The organism is Paenibacillus sinopodophylli (assembly GCF_005930355.1).
Classification (GTDB): Bacteria; Bacillota; Bacilli; order Paenibacillales; family Paenibacillaceae; genus Pristimantibacillus; species Pristimantibacillus sinopodophylli.
Genome location: NZ_VDBO01000001.1, coordinates 1,320,835 through 1,334,599, shown reverse-complemented (window position 1 = coordinate 1,334,599; position 13,765 = coordinate 1,320,835). Strand labels below are relative to the sequence as shown.

The following is a 13,765-nucleotide window of genomic DNA, read 5'->3' as shown; positions in this document are numbered from 1 at the left end:
AGGGCTAAGCGTGGAGCTTAAAGTTAACGGAGCGCCCATTGCGGCGTTTCCTTCAAAGTTTACGGTAACGACGATGGACTTAGATGATGGCGACTCAACCACTCGTACAGCAGACGGTAGCTTAAACCGGGACCGTATCGCTGTTAAGCGTCAGATTGATATGGAGTGGGGCGTACTAACCTGGGCGCAAATCTCTGCGCTGCTGAAGTCGATGACCAATGTGTTTTTTGAATTTTACTATCCCGATCCGCAGATTGGTACGTATACTACGAAAACGTTCTATGCTGGTAATCGACCAGCGCCATTCGCTGTGGGTAACGGTAATCAAGTTTTGTGGTCGGGGCTTAAAATAACCCTGACGGAGCAATAGCCATGTATCCAATATCTGAGGTGTTTTTAGACCAGTTGCGGCGTAGGGATCGGGACTTGCAAATTTATGCGGACATTGACGGCGTGACCTATTCGAGTGCTCAAATCGTAGATTTTCACATTGAGAATAGTATAAGAGCCGGTGAAGACTTCCAACTCGGTACAACGGTGCTGGGGATGCTGACGATCACCTTGCGCACGCAAGACGTTATTCCTGGCAATACACGTATTAGACTTTACCTTTCACAGTCGCTATCCTCATTAACTTGGGATCAAGCGACCTATCCGTGGAATGGAATGAATGTAACTTGGCTTGGTGATCAATCGGGGATGCCGCTTGGTGAGTTTTATGTCGATAGCCGAAAGCAAGTAAATGATGTGTGGGTATTTACCTGCTATGACAAGCTTGTTTGGGCTGACACGTCATACATTAGCACATTGAGTTACCCGACAACTCAGCAGGCAGTGTGGAATGAAATATGCGGTATGTTGGGCTACACTTACGACAGCAGCGTACAGATCAATCCGACCTACCAAATACAATCGGGTCCAGCTGGCTTCAGTATGCGGCAGGTACTTGGCTATATTGCCTCGGCTAATAGCGCATGCGTGTTTGTTGGTAAGGACGGCACGATCAAATTCCGTCGATTCGCGGCTGCTGATAACCCCGTTTGGTCTATGACTGGAGCTGACTACGTAAGGATTAAGCAACTCAATCCGATTAAGACGTATACACGATTTGTGGTGACCTATGACGAGGAAGATAAGCTGACTTATGAAGCAGGAAGCGGCGACGAGAATCATACGCTTTATGTAACGAATCCCTTTATGACGCAGGCCATGACAAATGCGCTACATGCTAGACTTAATGGTTTTAGCTACATGCCTGTTGATATGGACGCTCGTGGCTATCCGCAATTGGAGCCAGGTGACAGGCTCGGCATTGAGCGCTATGAGGGTGGTACATGGCTGGATACGCAGACACCTTGGCAGGATACGCATTTGCCATGGGATGGGGTAGGCAAATACCAGACCATTATTATGCATCAGGTGTTTTCGTATAGAGGCGGACTTAAGATGCGAATCGAGAGCCCATCGAAGTCTGAGCAGCAAAGCGAGTTTGTCGTTAAAGGTCCGCTGACACAGCAGATCGATCGCATTAACAAAGATGCAGTTAAATATGACAAAGCCTATTACGGCGTTACACACAGCCGGAACGAGGGCATTGTTGTACAGCGCGAGGATGGCAAGAGTAAGCTGACACTTAACTCTGATATCATGGATTGGCAGGTAAACGGCAGCAGCTCGCTTCATTATGATGCTGTGGCTAACCGTTTGAAGTTTACAGGGACGTTGGAAGGCGTTGATGGCGTGTTCAGCGGATCGCTCCAAGCTGCTACTGGTACATTCAAGGGGGAGCTTCAAGCAGCAAGCGGTACTTTCGCAGGATCATTGCAAGCTGCTTCTGGTACGTTTACTGGTCAGCTTGTGGCGGCGAGCGGCAGCTTCAGTGGTGTTATATCCGCTTCTTCATTTGTTGGTGGTACAGTTACAGGCGCTTTGATTCAGACAAAAGCTGCTGGACAGTATCCACGGTCTGAGATGTCTTCAACAGGAAATTTTTTTGCTGTTTATAAAGATGTAAACAACTATTTAGCCTTAGTACCAATCGGAGATTTTAACGATGCTCCTGGAATTAATATAAAACAAGGATCTGATGAAATAGTTCTTGGATTCGGTGCTGGTCTTACGAGCACAAAGGGGCTGTATTCTTCTTCTGAATTTGAATTATTTATGCCTAATGGCTTGCTCATGCCTGGAAATACAATGTGGTCCAACTGGACGAATATACGTAACCTTGATTCTGGGAAAAACCTCCAACAAGAGCTGAATGGAAAAGCAAATTCAGGTGTTTCAACAAGCCTATCAGGTGGACATAATCACGGCATACCAAACGGAACTAGGCTAGCAGTTGTAAATGCATCTGGAGTAGTTACAGGAAGCGTTATTTGGTCTGTTGCAGACAATCATAGCCATGCCCAAAGTTGAGTGGTATACTAGACTCAAAAATTGGGAAATGAGGTCGAATTATGAAAAAGGTTGTCATCGCATTTTTAGCAGGGGCGCTACTAATGGCTTCGGGACAAGCACTTGCAGATGGGATATCTAAAATCGGTAAAAAAATCGATGGTGAAGCAAAAGTTGTACTTAACGGGAAACAACTAAGCAACGCTGTAATAAGCGAGGGCAAAAGCTATGCGCCGGTTCGCGATATTGCGGAGGCGTTGGGCGCTTCGACTTCCTATACAAAAGGTGTGATAAATATCGAAAATGGACTATCAAACGATGCACTGGTTGAAAAATTAAGATCTCTTAAATCGGAAAAGGCATTTATTGATAAAAAGATAGTCGATACACAAACATCAATAGATTATTTATTGAGTGAAGATAGTATGTTGAGCAGGCTCGAAAAACTATTAGAAACACCAAGCACCAATGAAGTTATACAAACAGAAAGAGTTGCCCAGCTTACAATATACAAGCAATCTCTCGCAGATAAGCAAAAAGAATTAGCAGATTTGAAAGCGCAAGTAGCAATAATAGACGCTGAATTAGCAACACTACAATAAACACAAGGGTCGTCCATACGGACGGCTCTTTTATTTTGAAGGAGGCAGTTATGGCACAAGTACAGCACGTACTAAACATTACGATCGATCCCTTAAAGCCCGTACCCGAGATTTGTGCGATTATTCAAGCTATAGTGCCTTATCACCAGGGGCAGGAGGAGGCAATCCTGCTTGGCGTGCAGGAGGCTTGTGAAACTCGTCTGAAGCAACTGAAGGGAGATGAACAGCATGGCTAACCGCTTCACGAACCTGCAGGGCAATCAGCGTATAAGCGATACCTATACTGAGATAAATGAAGGCTTTGACGGTGTAGAAGGTGACATAGACGCACATACTGCCGCAAACACTGCCCACGGATCTACATCGGCAGCAACGGCTGGCCGCATGATGCAACGTGACGTGAACGGACGATCAAAGGTTGCTGCGCCGGCAGCATCGGACGACATTGCCCGTAAGGATACGGTGGATGCTGCTATTTCAACAGCGGCAGCTGATGCCACCTCGAAGGCCAATACCGTTCAGAGTAACTTAATCACGCATACTGGGAATGCTTCGATCCACACCACACAAGCCGAGAAGGATAAGCTTGCAGGAATTACGGTTGGAGCTGGTGGAGCTGGATCGGCAACAGATTCGGTAATTGGTAATCGAACAGCTGATCCAAATACAGCTACAGCATATGGGCTGACAGGCACAGTAACTCAAATTTGGAGTTGGATCACCAAATATTTCAAGGCAGTTACCGGCAAGGCAAACCCATTTGATACGCCTGATATTACGCTGGCTGCTACTAAGACACACGTAGATGACAGTGTACGACACCTTACGGCTGAGGAGAGAACTGCTTGGAACAATAAGGTGGATAAAGTGGCAGGCAAGCAGCTTACAACGGAAGATTACACGACTACTGAAAAAAGCAAGCTTGCAGGGACAGCTACTGGAGCCGAAGTAAACCAAAACGCTTTTGCCAAAGTAAACAATATGGACGCGACCGGAAAGTCTGACACCCTCACATTGACTGGTGGTGTCGGTATCACGATTACGAATAATCCTGGGACAAGGACTGCAACGATAACAGCAACCGGATCAGCAGCACCTGGTGCCCACGGCACTACTCATAACGAGGATGGGGCAGATCCGATACCAGAACTTGTAACGGCTAAAGCAGACATCGTTGCGCTTAAAACCGCTCAAATGGAGGCTGCATCCATACCGGTGACGATTAAGCGGGGACTCAACTTAGTTAACACATCGGGAGCATCACCAGCAGAGATTATTGTGCAAGGCAGGTCGCTCGTTAACTTGTTGGGGAAAATAGGAAACTTTGAAGTTGATACTAACAGCGATGGCGTGGCTAATGGCTTTGAGGCATATCTCAGCGGGGCTACAGCATCTTTAGAATCAACAAACGTAAAATACGGTACAAAGGCACAAAAAATTACTGCTAACAGTAGTGATACCAGCGCGATAAGAGAGATACGCATTTCTAACCTACCGTTTGATGCAAACAAGTATTACCTTGCTTTAGTTGATGTTGTTACAGATAGGTTATCTCAAGCAAACCTAGTGATAAATAATGGGAGTGCAGACTTAGGTAATGTCATTACAACTACTAACAAAACAATTTATCGAAAGTGGCAACAAGTAACGGCAGCCACTAATGGTGCTTTTAAAATAATGAATTTTAATAATGTAGGTGTTACAGGCTGGGTTCAGTTTGATGGTGCTCGAATTTATGAAATAAATGCCACAGATTATGCAAAAATCGATGTTGATCCGGATTGGACAGGTGCAAAGCTTGCGGAGAAGTATCCATACGTCGACAGCGTGCAGCATTTGCAAGGTGGCGTTGTACGCACATTAGATTCTCAAAATATTCATTATGCTAATTTCCCTATGCTCGTGGGTAATTTGGATCGGACTATCGTTGATACGTACGATAGTGCAAAAGGAGTCGTGTCTAGAAAATGGAAAACAGGAGTATCACTTGACGGATCTTACCCGTGGACAGCATCAAGTTCGGGCACGGGATTTAAGGCTATCGGACTCGCCAATTCAGGTGGATATTTTGGAGACCGACTTCGAGGGGTTACAAATGTCCCGTATTGCAAGATGTTTGACGAAAGAATTATTCGCCTAGGAGGCACATCAAGTGCCGGTGATCTGATTAGTATAAGTTGGTGGCAGCATCTAACAGGTAATGATTTCTATCTATCACTATTCAACGCAGATACGGGTTGGGTTGATGCAGTTAATCCGTCTGTTAATGCAATAAAAGCGGTGATGAACGGGTGGAAAGCAACAGCGAACAGCGGTACGGCATATACCAGTTGGGTATCGATTCTGACGGGAGCAGCGCCTGCTACTAATACAGATGCTTACTGCGCAGCAAATAAGGCTGCAGGCTGGACAGCGTGGGCAACATTAGATTACATGATTGCCCAATCCTTCGAAGAGACGGTTATCGGAGACAAAGGTGCAATCGCCCTGAAATCTGGAGGCAATCTGGTCGAGTTGTTGGATGGTTTTATTGTACGAGAAAAGATTGCTGCACCATACCTATCATCGGGTTCTTATTATAGTAATATGTCGGCGCAGCCATCTACTAAGTTTAAAAATCGGGTAAATGAAATTAGTGCGGTTTACAAAAACGGAGTAATCGATACTAGGTGGGTTTTCGGAAATTACGTTTCCGAGAGCGATATCGCTCTTAGTGGCATGATGTTTATGTCTATCAGTGCTGCGTATTATGATCCTACAGCTGAATACAATGTAACGTATCAAGTACTGGATAATTACCTCTACACATCATCTATAATTAATACGACGATCATTTATCAATCCACGTTAGGTAGCTCGGTGTCTAAAAATGTACAGGACATTGCGGATATAAAAACCCATAACGGTGTACAGGATTGGAAACTCTTGTTGGACGAAGCGTATGCTGCCAATACCAGATACGACCTTAATGCTCATGTTGGATCACGCGGAACTGTTCATGGTATAGCAACCACAACTGAAGCAGGCTTTCAGAGTGCAGCCGATAAAACGAAACTAGATGGCATCCCGGCGACTGCGGGTGGTGCGAATAGCGCTACGGACACTGTAATCGGAACGCGATCTATTGACGATACCATTGCTGCAGCCACAGGAGCTGATACACCAACTCGTTTATGGAGCAAGCTTGCGTACATGATCAAAGCAATTACGGGTAAATCATCATGGTTTACAGCGCCAGCGACAACGTTAGAGGCAACCAGCTTGCATATCGCAGCCACAACAGGCATACACGGAGCGGTGAGCACCGTCACTGCTAGTCGGCTCATGCAACGCGATGCCAATAGCCGTTCACAGGTGGCAGATCCGGCAGTTGCACAAGACATAGCAACAAAAAACTATGTAGACACGACTGTTCCGTGCGTAATGGGGTCGTATACGGGTAACGCCGCAGCTACTCGTGACATCACGTTACCGTTTACGCCGCGCTTAGTTTCAGTATTAAACAACGGTAACGGCTTTTATCAACCTTCAAACGTGCTGCTATGGGCATCTACAACCAAAAACGGTCATGATAACAGCAACAATCTTACGTTGTCAGTCGGGGCAAATAAGTTTGTAGTGCGCATGACAGGCTCGACAGGGAACGCAAACATCAATGGAGAGCTCTACGAGTATATCGCCTATAGATAAGGAGGACGTAATAATGATCATACACGCAGACGGAGGATATGAGACAGGCGCATGGTTGAGCGCTGAGACGTACCCGAACTCGCACTTTATCGATGACAATTCGGCATTGGGGGACAAAGTAAAAGCTCTGTATCCGTACTATACGCTTGATGTCGTTGCTGGCGTGTTGGTTGACGTTACAGCCCGCGCGAAGACACCAGAAGAAATTGAGTTCGAAAGTATGCTGCCTTTGAAAACTGCAGAACAATTGCGAATCGATCAACTGGAAGAACAACTCGCTCTTCAGCAAACTGTCATTGATGCACTGGTATTAGACGCATTAGGAGGTGGCGGCGGTGTTTGAATCTCTAAAACGGTTATGGGATGCACAAAAGGTAGATGAATCAACACTTCGCAGGGCTGTAGTTGTAAAAGGCTGGATAAGTGAAACGCAATTTAAAGAAATTTCAAACTTAGATTTTTAGGCTCCGCTTCGGCGGGGCTATTTATTTTGAGGAGGCGTTTAGAATGTCAAAGGTTCAAACAATATGGACAGCAGCCGGTGCAATCGTTGTGCCGGCTTTTGAATTTTTATACGGAGCAGGTGAAGCGGTGTATACGTCGATGATTGCACTACTATTCTTTATTTTAATGGACTGGATCAGCGGCACAAGAGCCGCCAAAAAAGATATGAGCTACGGCAGCTCCTATGGCATCGATGGTGTGGCTAGGACACTATTCATGCTGCTGTTGCCTGCTGGTGGTCATCTCTTAGACCTTGTATTTAAACTGCCAGGCATCCTGTTTGGTGCGTTAACAGCTGGACTTCTATACCACGTTATACAGTCTATGGTCGCTAATTCTATACGCGCAGGATGGGGCGAGTGGCTGCCACTTAACGTGCTGGAGGCTTTGCTTAAATGGGTTGGCAGCGAGTTGGACAAAAAGGTGCAGAGGGCGACGCAGCGCGGTGGGGTAACGCCTGTGACCGATGAGGTGACAAAGGATGTCAACTAGCTATGTGAAAGACCATATACCAAAGGGGACGGCGAACAATCGTCGTCCTGCTTTGTCTATGGCAGCTACGACAATTACGATTCATAACACAGGTAATCCAAGCAGCAGCGCAAAAAACGAGAGAGCCTGGCTGACTAACTCGACGAATACCCGTACTGCTTCCTTTCATATCGTAGTGGATCAATTAGGCGCGATCGAGTGCCTGCCACTGAATGAGAACGCTTGGCATGCTGGTGACGGCAGCGGATCAGCTAGCGGTAACTGCACATCGATCGGCATTGAGATATGCGAGAGCGGCGACTACGCAAAGACGCTGGACAATGCCGTTGAGCTTGTCGCCAGCATGCTTAAGGTTCGAGGTTGGGGAGTTGATCGCCTGCGCCGGCATTATGACTGGAGCGGTAAGATCTGCCCACGTAAGATGTATGATGAGGGCAAATGGACAGGCTGGACGGGGTTTAAAGCAAGAGTGGCTACGAAATTGCAGCCTACTAAAGAGGAGGATCAACCAATGACGGCAACCGAGAAAAAAGCGTTTGAGGATTTGACGAAATTAGTTAAAGAGCAAGGTAAGCAACTTGAGCAGTTGCAGCAGCTTGTGCCAGCACCTGCATGGTTTGGTAAGGAATTTAAAGATAGGGACTTAGGCAGTATCATCCATGATCCTAAGTTCACAACGGAAGGTTGGCGCATTCTTGCAGTATCATTACGTGCTATTCATAAGATTAAGTAGATGGATACCTATACAAAAAAATGTTGTGAAATTTGAACTGGATCGGTCATACTTTGAAATTACAAAAAAGAGAATGAATATCATTGATTAAACTGAAAATTAGTGGTAGAACAGGTTCGAAGTACAATCGTCATTAGAACATAATGCAAACATAAGTGAGGATTTAAAGGTTATCAAAATCATAGAATGATTTATTTCGATGTTTTTCGACATTATGAGTGCTAATACAGGACATTTTCACTATGTACATCCATCCCAAATAGTGGGATATTGTATAAATGATTAAAAATATTTTTTAAAAAATGGAGGTTTTTGTATTGAAACTGAAAAAAATATTCAAAAGTATTACAGTAGTGGCTTCGCTTGCAATAATTGTTCCGACATTATCATTTGCTCAAGAGAAAGTAACACCAATCGAATCAAATAATACCTTTGTAAAAGATGGAATAATATCAGATTCAGAAAAACAAACATTAATCGATAAACTTGGAATGTTAGAGGTTTCAGTTGATAGACTTCCAGCAGAAATTCTTGAACAACTACTTGAAGAAGATGCAGTATTATTAGGCGGTGGAATAGAAGAATCCTATGACTTACAATCAGAAGGGAATAACCTAAGAGGAGGAACTTTGACGCAAAAAGACATGTCACTAGTTGGATATGCCTATTCTACAGCATCAGACAGGCCAGGATATAAAAAAATTAACTTTATATTAGAATTTGATTGGAACATTGATCCATTACAAAAATGGAAAGACTCGATGAGTATTGGATGGCCAGTAACGAATTTGTTCGTATTACCTATGGACCCTGTTTCTGGAACGGTGCAACAATTCAAATCATCAGTTAATGCATATAATCCAACATATCAGCAGTGGGATACTGTTACCAGTACATCCCCGGCAGATTGGGAAAACGGTACTGGAGTTGGTCAACATGTTGATTTGAAAGCCGCCAGAAGTGACCACAAAGGATGGATGCAACAGTTTGCTTATGTACCGAATACTAAATCTGGTTATTCGAATGTGAAGTTTAGATACGCACATTCAGTTTTTTTACTAACCCCGACGTTTAGTGTTTATCCAGTAGGATTTGCAGTGACTCCAGGAAATTCCAATGAGCATTTAGATTATGGTATTGAATTAACTTGGTAATTTAAATAGGACAATACGTTCCTTAAATAGAGGCAGACTTTTATGATATAATAAAAGTCTGCCTTTTATTCATAAAATTCGGAGGAGCTGGTTGTTTGAGGAAATTAGGAGTATATATACTTAATTTGATAATTAGCGTAATTTTATTTTCGGTTTTTTCTTTATTGTTGAGCGGTCAGGGAGATAACGATATGACAATGATTTTCTCTTTACTAATTGTTATTTCCCTTCAAGCCTCATTCATCTCAACACTTTTAATATATACAAAACGATCTCAACGCAATTAATGTGACAGCAAGTTATGTTTAACCCAAATATCCCTATGATAGCTTTGTTGGTGGTTATTTAAAATATTTCTTCATCCTATAGATCTATCAGTAAAAAAGAAAGACATTACAGCACTTGCTCGTTCTTGAGTAATATTGAAATGAGCAGATTGATCAAAACACAATTAAAATTAATGGTATGCACTACAGAAAAGCCGCCTGCGAGTTCAAGGTTCGCAAAGCGGCTTCGTTTTCTTTATTCACGTTTGAATCGCTTTGGGAAAACAGGTGTTATCTTAACGATCTCTTCCCTCGGTATAACCCATACCTCTGAACCGTTTGAAATCTTGACATGAGTCCCTTCAGCGTCCTCAAGGTAGCCCTCATGTGTAACCATTGTATCGAGCTCCAATACAACTACGCAGTCAAAAAAATCATCAATCCGCATTCATTTTGCCCTCCCTGTATAAAGAATAGTTCGACGGAATTGGTAATTATCCTTCATCGAATTTCCCAGTGTATAGATCGTCCAGTTGACATTTGAGCACCGACCTTTATCGTAGTGTCCCTTAATATGCGAGAACGTGCGTTCTTAACGAAAGGTGCTGTCAAAGTTTACACAACAGGTTAATATGCAGAAGAGCTGCATGGGAAAGCATCCTTGCGGCCCATTTATTTGGGGACGGATTGGGGGCGGAAGTTGCTTTTTTGTCCTGTAACTCGCTCGGATGTGTAACTGGATAAGAGGAAAAACCCTTATGTATCAAGGGTTTTCACATATTTACTTCTATTGATAAGTGGTCAAAACCATGTCTTAAAATCCTGCGGTGGGTGACCACCGTACGGGTTCGATTCCCGTCCTCGGCATACCTCGAAAGCCTTGAGCTTTCACGAAGTACATAATGCCTCAATAAGTTTTTATTGAACGGTATTACGAGAAATACTTAATCCTGTGAGGTCTTAATTGATTAACAGGAGGAATTAGCACCTCATAAGCGCGCTTATCTCGTTGAAAAACGAATAAAACGTGAAGGGGTGCTTTTTTCTATGTTCGGAAAATTAAAGATATCCCATAGAAAAGGATGACATGTGAAATGATGTATACTGAAATTATAAAAGACCTTTTTTCAGCTGATCCTTCCTATTATCTCGCTCACTGTATTTCTTCTGATGCGAAGATGGGAGCAGGAATTGCTGTTGATTTTAAAAAGAGATTCAAACTCGGACATATGACCGAAAATGCAAAGAAACAGCCATATCCAGTTGGTTCTTGTATTCAAGTTGGAAGAGTTTTAAATCTCATAACTAAAAAGTTTTTTTACGGAAAGCCTACCTATGATTCGCTTGAATTGACTTTAAATAGCATGAAGAAAGTTGCGCTTCAGGGAGGCATCTTAAAGATTGCAATGCCGCAAATTGGTGCAGGATTAGATAGACTCAGCTGGGCAAAAAACAGAGAGATTATTAATAGGTTTTTTGAAGATACAAACATTGAAATTCTGGTGTGCATTAAAGTATAGAAAAGAGGAGATTCATCCTTGCTATCGTGGCTGTTTGGAACAAAATGTGCGGTGTGTGGCAAGAAAGCTAAAGATGCAAGGAACTATGTTGATGATATGGGGAAAGCGATAAAAGTATGTGAAAAGTGCGTCCCGTATGCAGAGAGAAGAGCGTTTAGAAAGCGATGAACTCTGTCAAATACTACATCAACGGTAATATCGTAATGAAAACGTTCATGTGTCAAACATCAAACTATAGTTAGAAGGAAATTTAATGAAGTACATACATCTATACTGGGATGGTCCTTATAGGCTAGAGTAATTACCGGAGTTAGAGGATCTATCAAGAGACTATGGCATTTACCAAATATACGGGGGCCATCCTGTGTATGGGTTGAACGTGCTTCTGTATATAGGGAAGGCGGATCGGCAAACGTTCGGGACAAGAATTGCTCAAGAGAGTTGGTATTCCAACCGGAATGCAAGAGAAATTGGTATCTATGTTGGAAGGCTGGCTGGTGAGGTTCAACCTACAGACGATGAGTGGTCGGAAAATATTTCTCAAGCGGAGAAACTTCTAATTTATTCGCATGTGCCTGCCTGCAATAGCCAGTTTATTAATTTGAAGAACGATCAATCAATTGAAGACCTGCATGTGTTGAATTGGGGAAGTTTCGGTGATCTAATGTCTGAAGTGTCTGGCCGCAGATGGGCGGGCAAATTCCAAAACGAATGGCATAACGAATATAACTACCAGCCTCCAAAAGCATAAAGTAACCGATTCTCGTGCATCATAAACATTGGTCTTTGTATGACAAATGCTGATGATTGGGAGGCTTACGGGAATGGTGAACAGAAACCTGCAGCAAATCGCTGCTGATCTCAAAGAAAATGTGCAGCTGCAGCAAGCTCAGCAAGAAGTATTGGCGGCACATCGACAGCTTCAAGAGGAGAATCAGGAGCTTCTTGAAGCAGAACAGCTCCTGCAGGCTGAGACGCAGCATGTGCTGCAAGCTCAGCACTTCGTTAAGCAAGAGCATCAAGACGTTCAGAAAGCGCAAGAAAAGCTGCAGCAAGCGCAGGCAGCAGCAACTTCCCTGCAAAACAATCCGCTTCAATAGCATCATTGTTTACCGAAAGAGCCTTCGGATTGATCCGAAGGCTCTTTGTGTTTGTCTTATCATTAATTATGAATCAATAAGTAGATACACGATCATCCAAATATGGGATAATGAGCATATTGATCTGCGGAGCAAAGTATAAGTCGCAGGTCATGAGGCAGTCTCCTTTATCATATATCTGAAAAGGCGGGCTAATGTCATTATCATATATGCAGGAGGGGTTGTACGCATGAATGCAGGCTTTTGGGTTCGAATAGGCGGATCCGTGTTAGATGGTTTAATTGTTGGTGTACCGCTCTTTATTATTTCCTTGATTCTTACAGGAGCGCTCGAAAGAGAAGAATATGTCACCGATATTATATCCTTCCTCTATGCGCTGCTGTTGCCTGTGTTTTGGAGAGGATATACGATTGGCAAAAGGATATGTGGCATCCAGATTCGAAGACTTAACGGCGAACCTCCTGGGATCGGAACGATGCTGCTGCGAAATGTAGTAAGTGGCTTATTTTATGGGATAACACTTGGTATTGGGCTTATTGTCAGTGCATTTATGGTGGGCCTGCGTGATGATAAACGGGCAATCCATGATTTTATTGCAGGAACAGAAGTGGTTTTTGCAGATTAGGCGCTCAGAGGGCTTGCAGCAAGCAATTGCAGCAGGCTCTTTTATTGTCCCACACGCTATAGTTTTGCTTTCTTGAAATGGAATGAAGTAAACTAGAGAAGGTGTAACGATGCCGAACATATGGAAAGCGGGGAATAATATGATCGAGCACAATAACGGTGAGTCTGCGCTTAGACAAAGCTCGCGTCGCTTGTATGCGGAGATTTTTTCCTTGAAAGATACGCTTTATCATGACCTTCTGGAACGGTTCAAAGAGGACGACTCCATTAAAGAGTATGAAGAGAAGTGGAAAGCCGGCATTATGATTGCTGCGGCTTCGACAGCCCTGTTCAGTACTGCTTTGTCAGGAAGCAAGGAGTACCCCTTTATTTATTCTTTCCACGCGATCAAGCTGCAAGCTCTTTTTCCAGGAGGAGAAGCTGCTTTAGAGGATTGCATGGCTGCAATTTCCAAATTGTTGAATGGGACAAGCTATCATTCGGGAGCATTCGCGGAAGGACTAGCCTTGTGGCTGTATTTCAACATCAAGGGCAAGGAATCATTTCGTGAGGAAGAAACGCTTCCGTTCCTGCTTGCGGGACAATATATTAATCAATATTACTACAATTGGTTCGATAAGCTGTAAGCGAATGGATGAGCTTGAATAAAGAGAGGGACCGAAAGCCGGACACTTGCAAGAGGT

General features: G+C 43.7%; 16 protein-coding genes. 15 read left to right on the top strand and 1 reads right to left on the bottom strand.

Annotated features, from left to right (window positions below; translation table 11 throughout):
* Positions 1-10: 10 nt before the first annotated feature.
* From FGT79_RS06125 to FGT79_RS06085, 10 genes are all read left to right on the top strand, one after another.
* Entirely contained in the window at positions 11-370 is a 360-nt protein-coding gene (locus FGT79_RS06125; protein WP_138751851.1) for a DUF6711 family protein, read from the top strand.
* Positions 371-372: 2 nt separating this feature from the next.
* Entirely contained in the window at positions 373-2,418 is a 2,046-nt protein-coding gene (locus FGT79_RS06120) for a hypothetical protein (protein WP_138751850.1), read from the top strand.
* A 41-nt stretch (positions 2,419-2,459) separates the two neighbouring features.
* Complete coding sequence (locus FGT79_RS06115) at positions 2,460-2,999, top strand: stalk domain-containing protein (RefSeq protein WP_138751849.1); 540 nt, start codon at positions 2,460-2,462, stop codon at positions 2,997-2,999.
* A 50-nt stretch (positions 3,000-3,049) separates the two neighbouring features.
* Complete coding sequence (locus FGT79_RS06110) at positions 3,050-3,235, top strand: hypothetical protein (protein WP_138751848.1); 186 nt, start codon at positions 3,050-3,052, stop codon at positions 3,233-3,235.
* Positions 3,228-6,689, top strand: a complete 3,462-nt coding sequence (locus tag FGT79_RS06105; protein WP_138751847.1) for a hypothetical protein — start codon at positions 3,228-3,230, stop codon at positions 6,687-6,689. The genes FGT79_RS06110 and FGT79_RS06105 overlap by 8 nt, the downstream gene beginning before the upstream one ends.
* Before the next feature lie 13 nt (positions 6,690-6,702).
* Entirely contained in the window at positions 6,703-7,032 is a 330-nt protein-coding gene (locus FGT79_RS06100) for a hypothetical protein (protein ID WP_138751846.1), read from the top strand.
* On the top strand, positions 7,025-7,153 hold the full coding sequence (locus tag FGT79_RS32220; RefSeq protein WP_281285903.1) for a hypothetical protein: 129 nt from the start codon (positions 7,025-7,027) through the stop codon (positions 7,151-7,153). Before FGT79_RS06100 ends, FGT79_RS32220 begins: the two co-directional genes overlap by 8 nt.
* 43 nt (positions 7,154-7,196) lie before the next feature.
* Positions 7,197-7,685 (top strand): phage holin family protein, encoded by a 489-nt coding sequence (locus tag FGT79_RS06095; protein WP_138751845.1) that lies wholly within the window; start codon positions 7,197-7,199, stop codon positions 7,683-7,685.
* Entirely contained in the window at positions 7,675-8,418 is a 744-nt protein-coding gene (locus tag FGT79_RS06090; protein WP_138751844.1) for a peptidoglycan recognition protein family protein, read from the top strand. Before FGT79_RS06095 ends, FGT79_RS06090 begins: the two co-directional genes overlap by 11 nt.
* Positions 8,419-8,735: 317 nt before the next feature.
* Positions 8,736-9,572 (top strand): hypothetical protein, encoded by an 837-nt coding sequence (locus FGT79_RS06085; RefSeq protein ID WP_138751843.1) that lies wholly within the window; start codon positions 8,736-8,738, stop codon positions 9,570-9,572.
* A 522-nt stretch (positions 9,573-10,094) separates the two neighbouring features.
* On the opposite strand, the gene FGT79_RS06080 is transcribed toward FGT79_RS06085, so the two are convergent.
* Positions 10,095-10,286 carry a hypothetical protein gene (locus tag FGT79_RS06080; RefSeq protein WP_138751842.1) on the bottom strand — a complete coding sequence of 64 codons (192 nt, stop codon included), beginning with the start codon at positions 10,284-10,286 and terminating at the stop codon, positions 10,095-10,097.
* A gap of 646 nt (positions 10,287-10,932) precedes the next feature.
* Between FGT79_RS06080 and FGT79_RS06075 the strand changes: the two genes are divergently transcribed.
* The 5 genes from FGT79_RS06075 (at position 10,933) to FGT79_RS06055 (ending at position 13,708) form a co-directional block, all read left to right on the top strand.
* Positions 10,933-11,358, top strand: coding sequence for a macro domain-containing protein (locus tag FGT79_RS06075; protein WP_138751841.1), 426 nt, complete (start codon positions 10,933-10,935; stop codon positions 11,356-11,358).
* A gap of 364 nt (positions 11,359-11,722) precedes the next feature.
* Positions 11,723-12,109, top strand: coding sequence for a hypothetical protein (locus FGT79_RS06070; RefSeq protein WP_246096171.1), 387 nt, complete (start codon positions 11,723-11,725; stop codon positions 12,107-12,109).
* Between the two features lie 73 nt (positions 12,110-12,182).
* The gene (locus FGT79_RS06065) at positions 12,183-12,458 is read left to right on the top strand and encodes a hypothetical protein (RefSeq protein ID WP_138751840.1); all 276 of its coding nucleotides are present in this window, start codon (positions 12,183-12,185) and stop codon (positions 12,456-12,458) included.
* 229 nt (positions 12,459-12,687) lie between these two features.
* Positions 12,688-13,083, top strand: a complete 396-nt coding sequence (locus FGT79_RS06060; RefSeq protein WP_138751839.1) for an RDD family protein — start codon at positions 12,688-12,690, stop codon at positions 13,081-13,083.
* A 109-nt stretch (positions 13,084-13,192) separates the two neighbouring features.
* Complete coding sequence (locus FGT79_RS06055; protein WP_138751838.1) at positions 13,193-13,708, top strand: hypothetical protein; 516 nt, start codon at positions 13,193-13,195, stop codon at positions 13,706-13,708.
* Positions 13,709-13,765: the final 57 nt, after the last annotated feature.

Coding starts and splice junctions, on each gene's coding strand:
- FGT79_RS06120 (WP_138751850.1), top strand. CDS start 373: ATGTATCCAATATCTGAGGTGTTTTTAGACCAGTTGCGGCGTAGGGAT.
- FGT79_RS06115 (WP_138751849.1), top strand. CDS start 2,460: ATGAAAAAGGTTGTCATCGCATTTTTAGCAGGGGCGCTACTAATGGCT.
- FGT79_RS06110 (WP_138751848.1), top strand. CDS start 3,050: ATGGCACAAGTACAGCACGTACTAAACATTACGATCGATCCCTTAAAG.
- FGT79_RS06105 (WP_138751847.1), top strand. CDS start 3,228: ATGGCTAACCGCTTCACGAACCTGCAGGGCAATCAGCGTATAAGCGAT.
- FGT79_RS06100 (WP_138751846.1), top strand. CDS start 6,703: ATGATCATACACGCAGACGGAGGATATGAGACAGGCGCATGGTTGAGC.
- FGT79_RS06095 (WP_138751845.1), top strand. CDS start 7,197: ATGTCAAAGGTTCAAACAATATGGACAGCAGCCGGTGCAATCGTTGTG.
- FGT79_RS06090 (WP_138751844.1), top strand. CDS start 7,675: ATGTCAACTAGCTATGTGAAAGACCATATACCAAAGGGGACGGCGAAC.
- FGT79_RS06080 (WP_138751842.1), bottom strand. CDS start 10,286: ATGCGGATTGATGATTTTTTTGACTGCGTAGTTGTATTGGAGCTCGAT.
- FGT79_RS06075 (WP_138751841.1), top strand. CDS start 10,933: ATGATGTATACTGAAATTATAAAAGACCTTTTTTCAGCTGATCCTTCC.
- FGT79_RS06065 (WP_138751840.1), top strand. CDS start 12,183: ATGGTGAACAGAAACCTGCAGCAAATCGCTGCTGATCTCAAAGAAAAT.
- FGT79_RS06060 (WP_138751839.1), top strand. CDS start 12,688: ATGAATGCAGGCTTTTGGGTTCGAATAGGCGGATCCGTGTTAGATGGT.
- FGT79_RS06055 (WP_138751838.1), top strand. CDS start 13,193: ATGCCGAACATATGGAAAGCGGGGAATAATATGATCGAGCACAATAAC.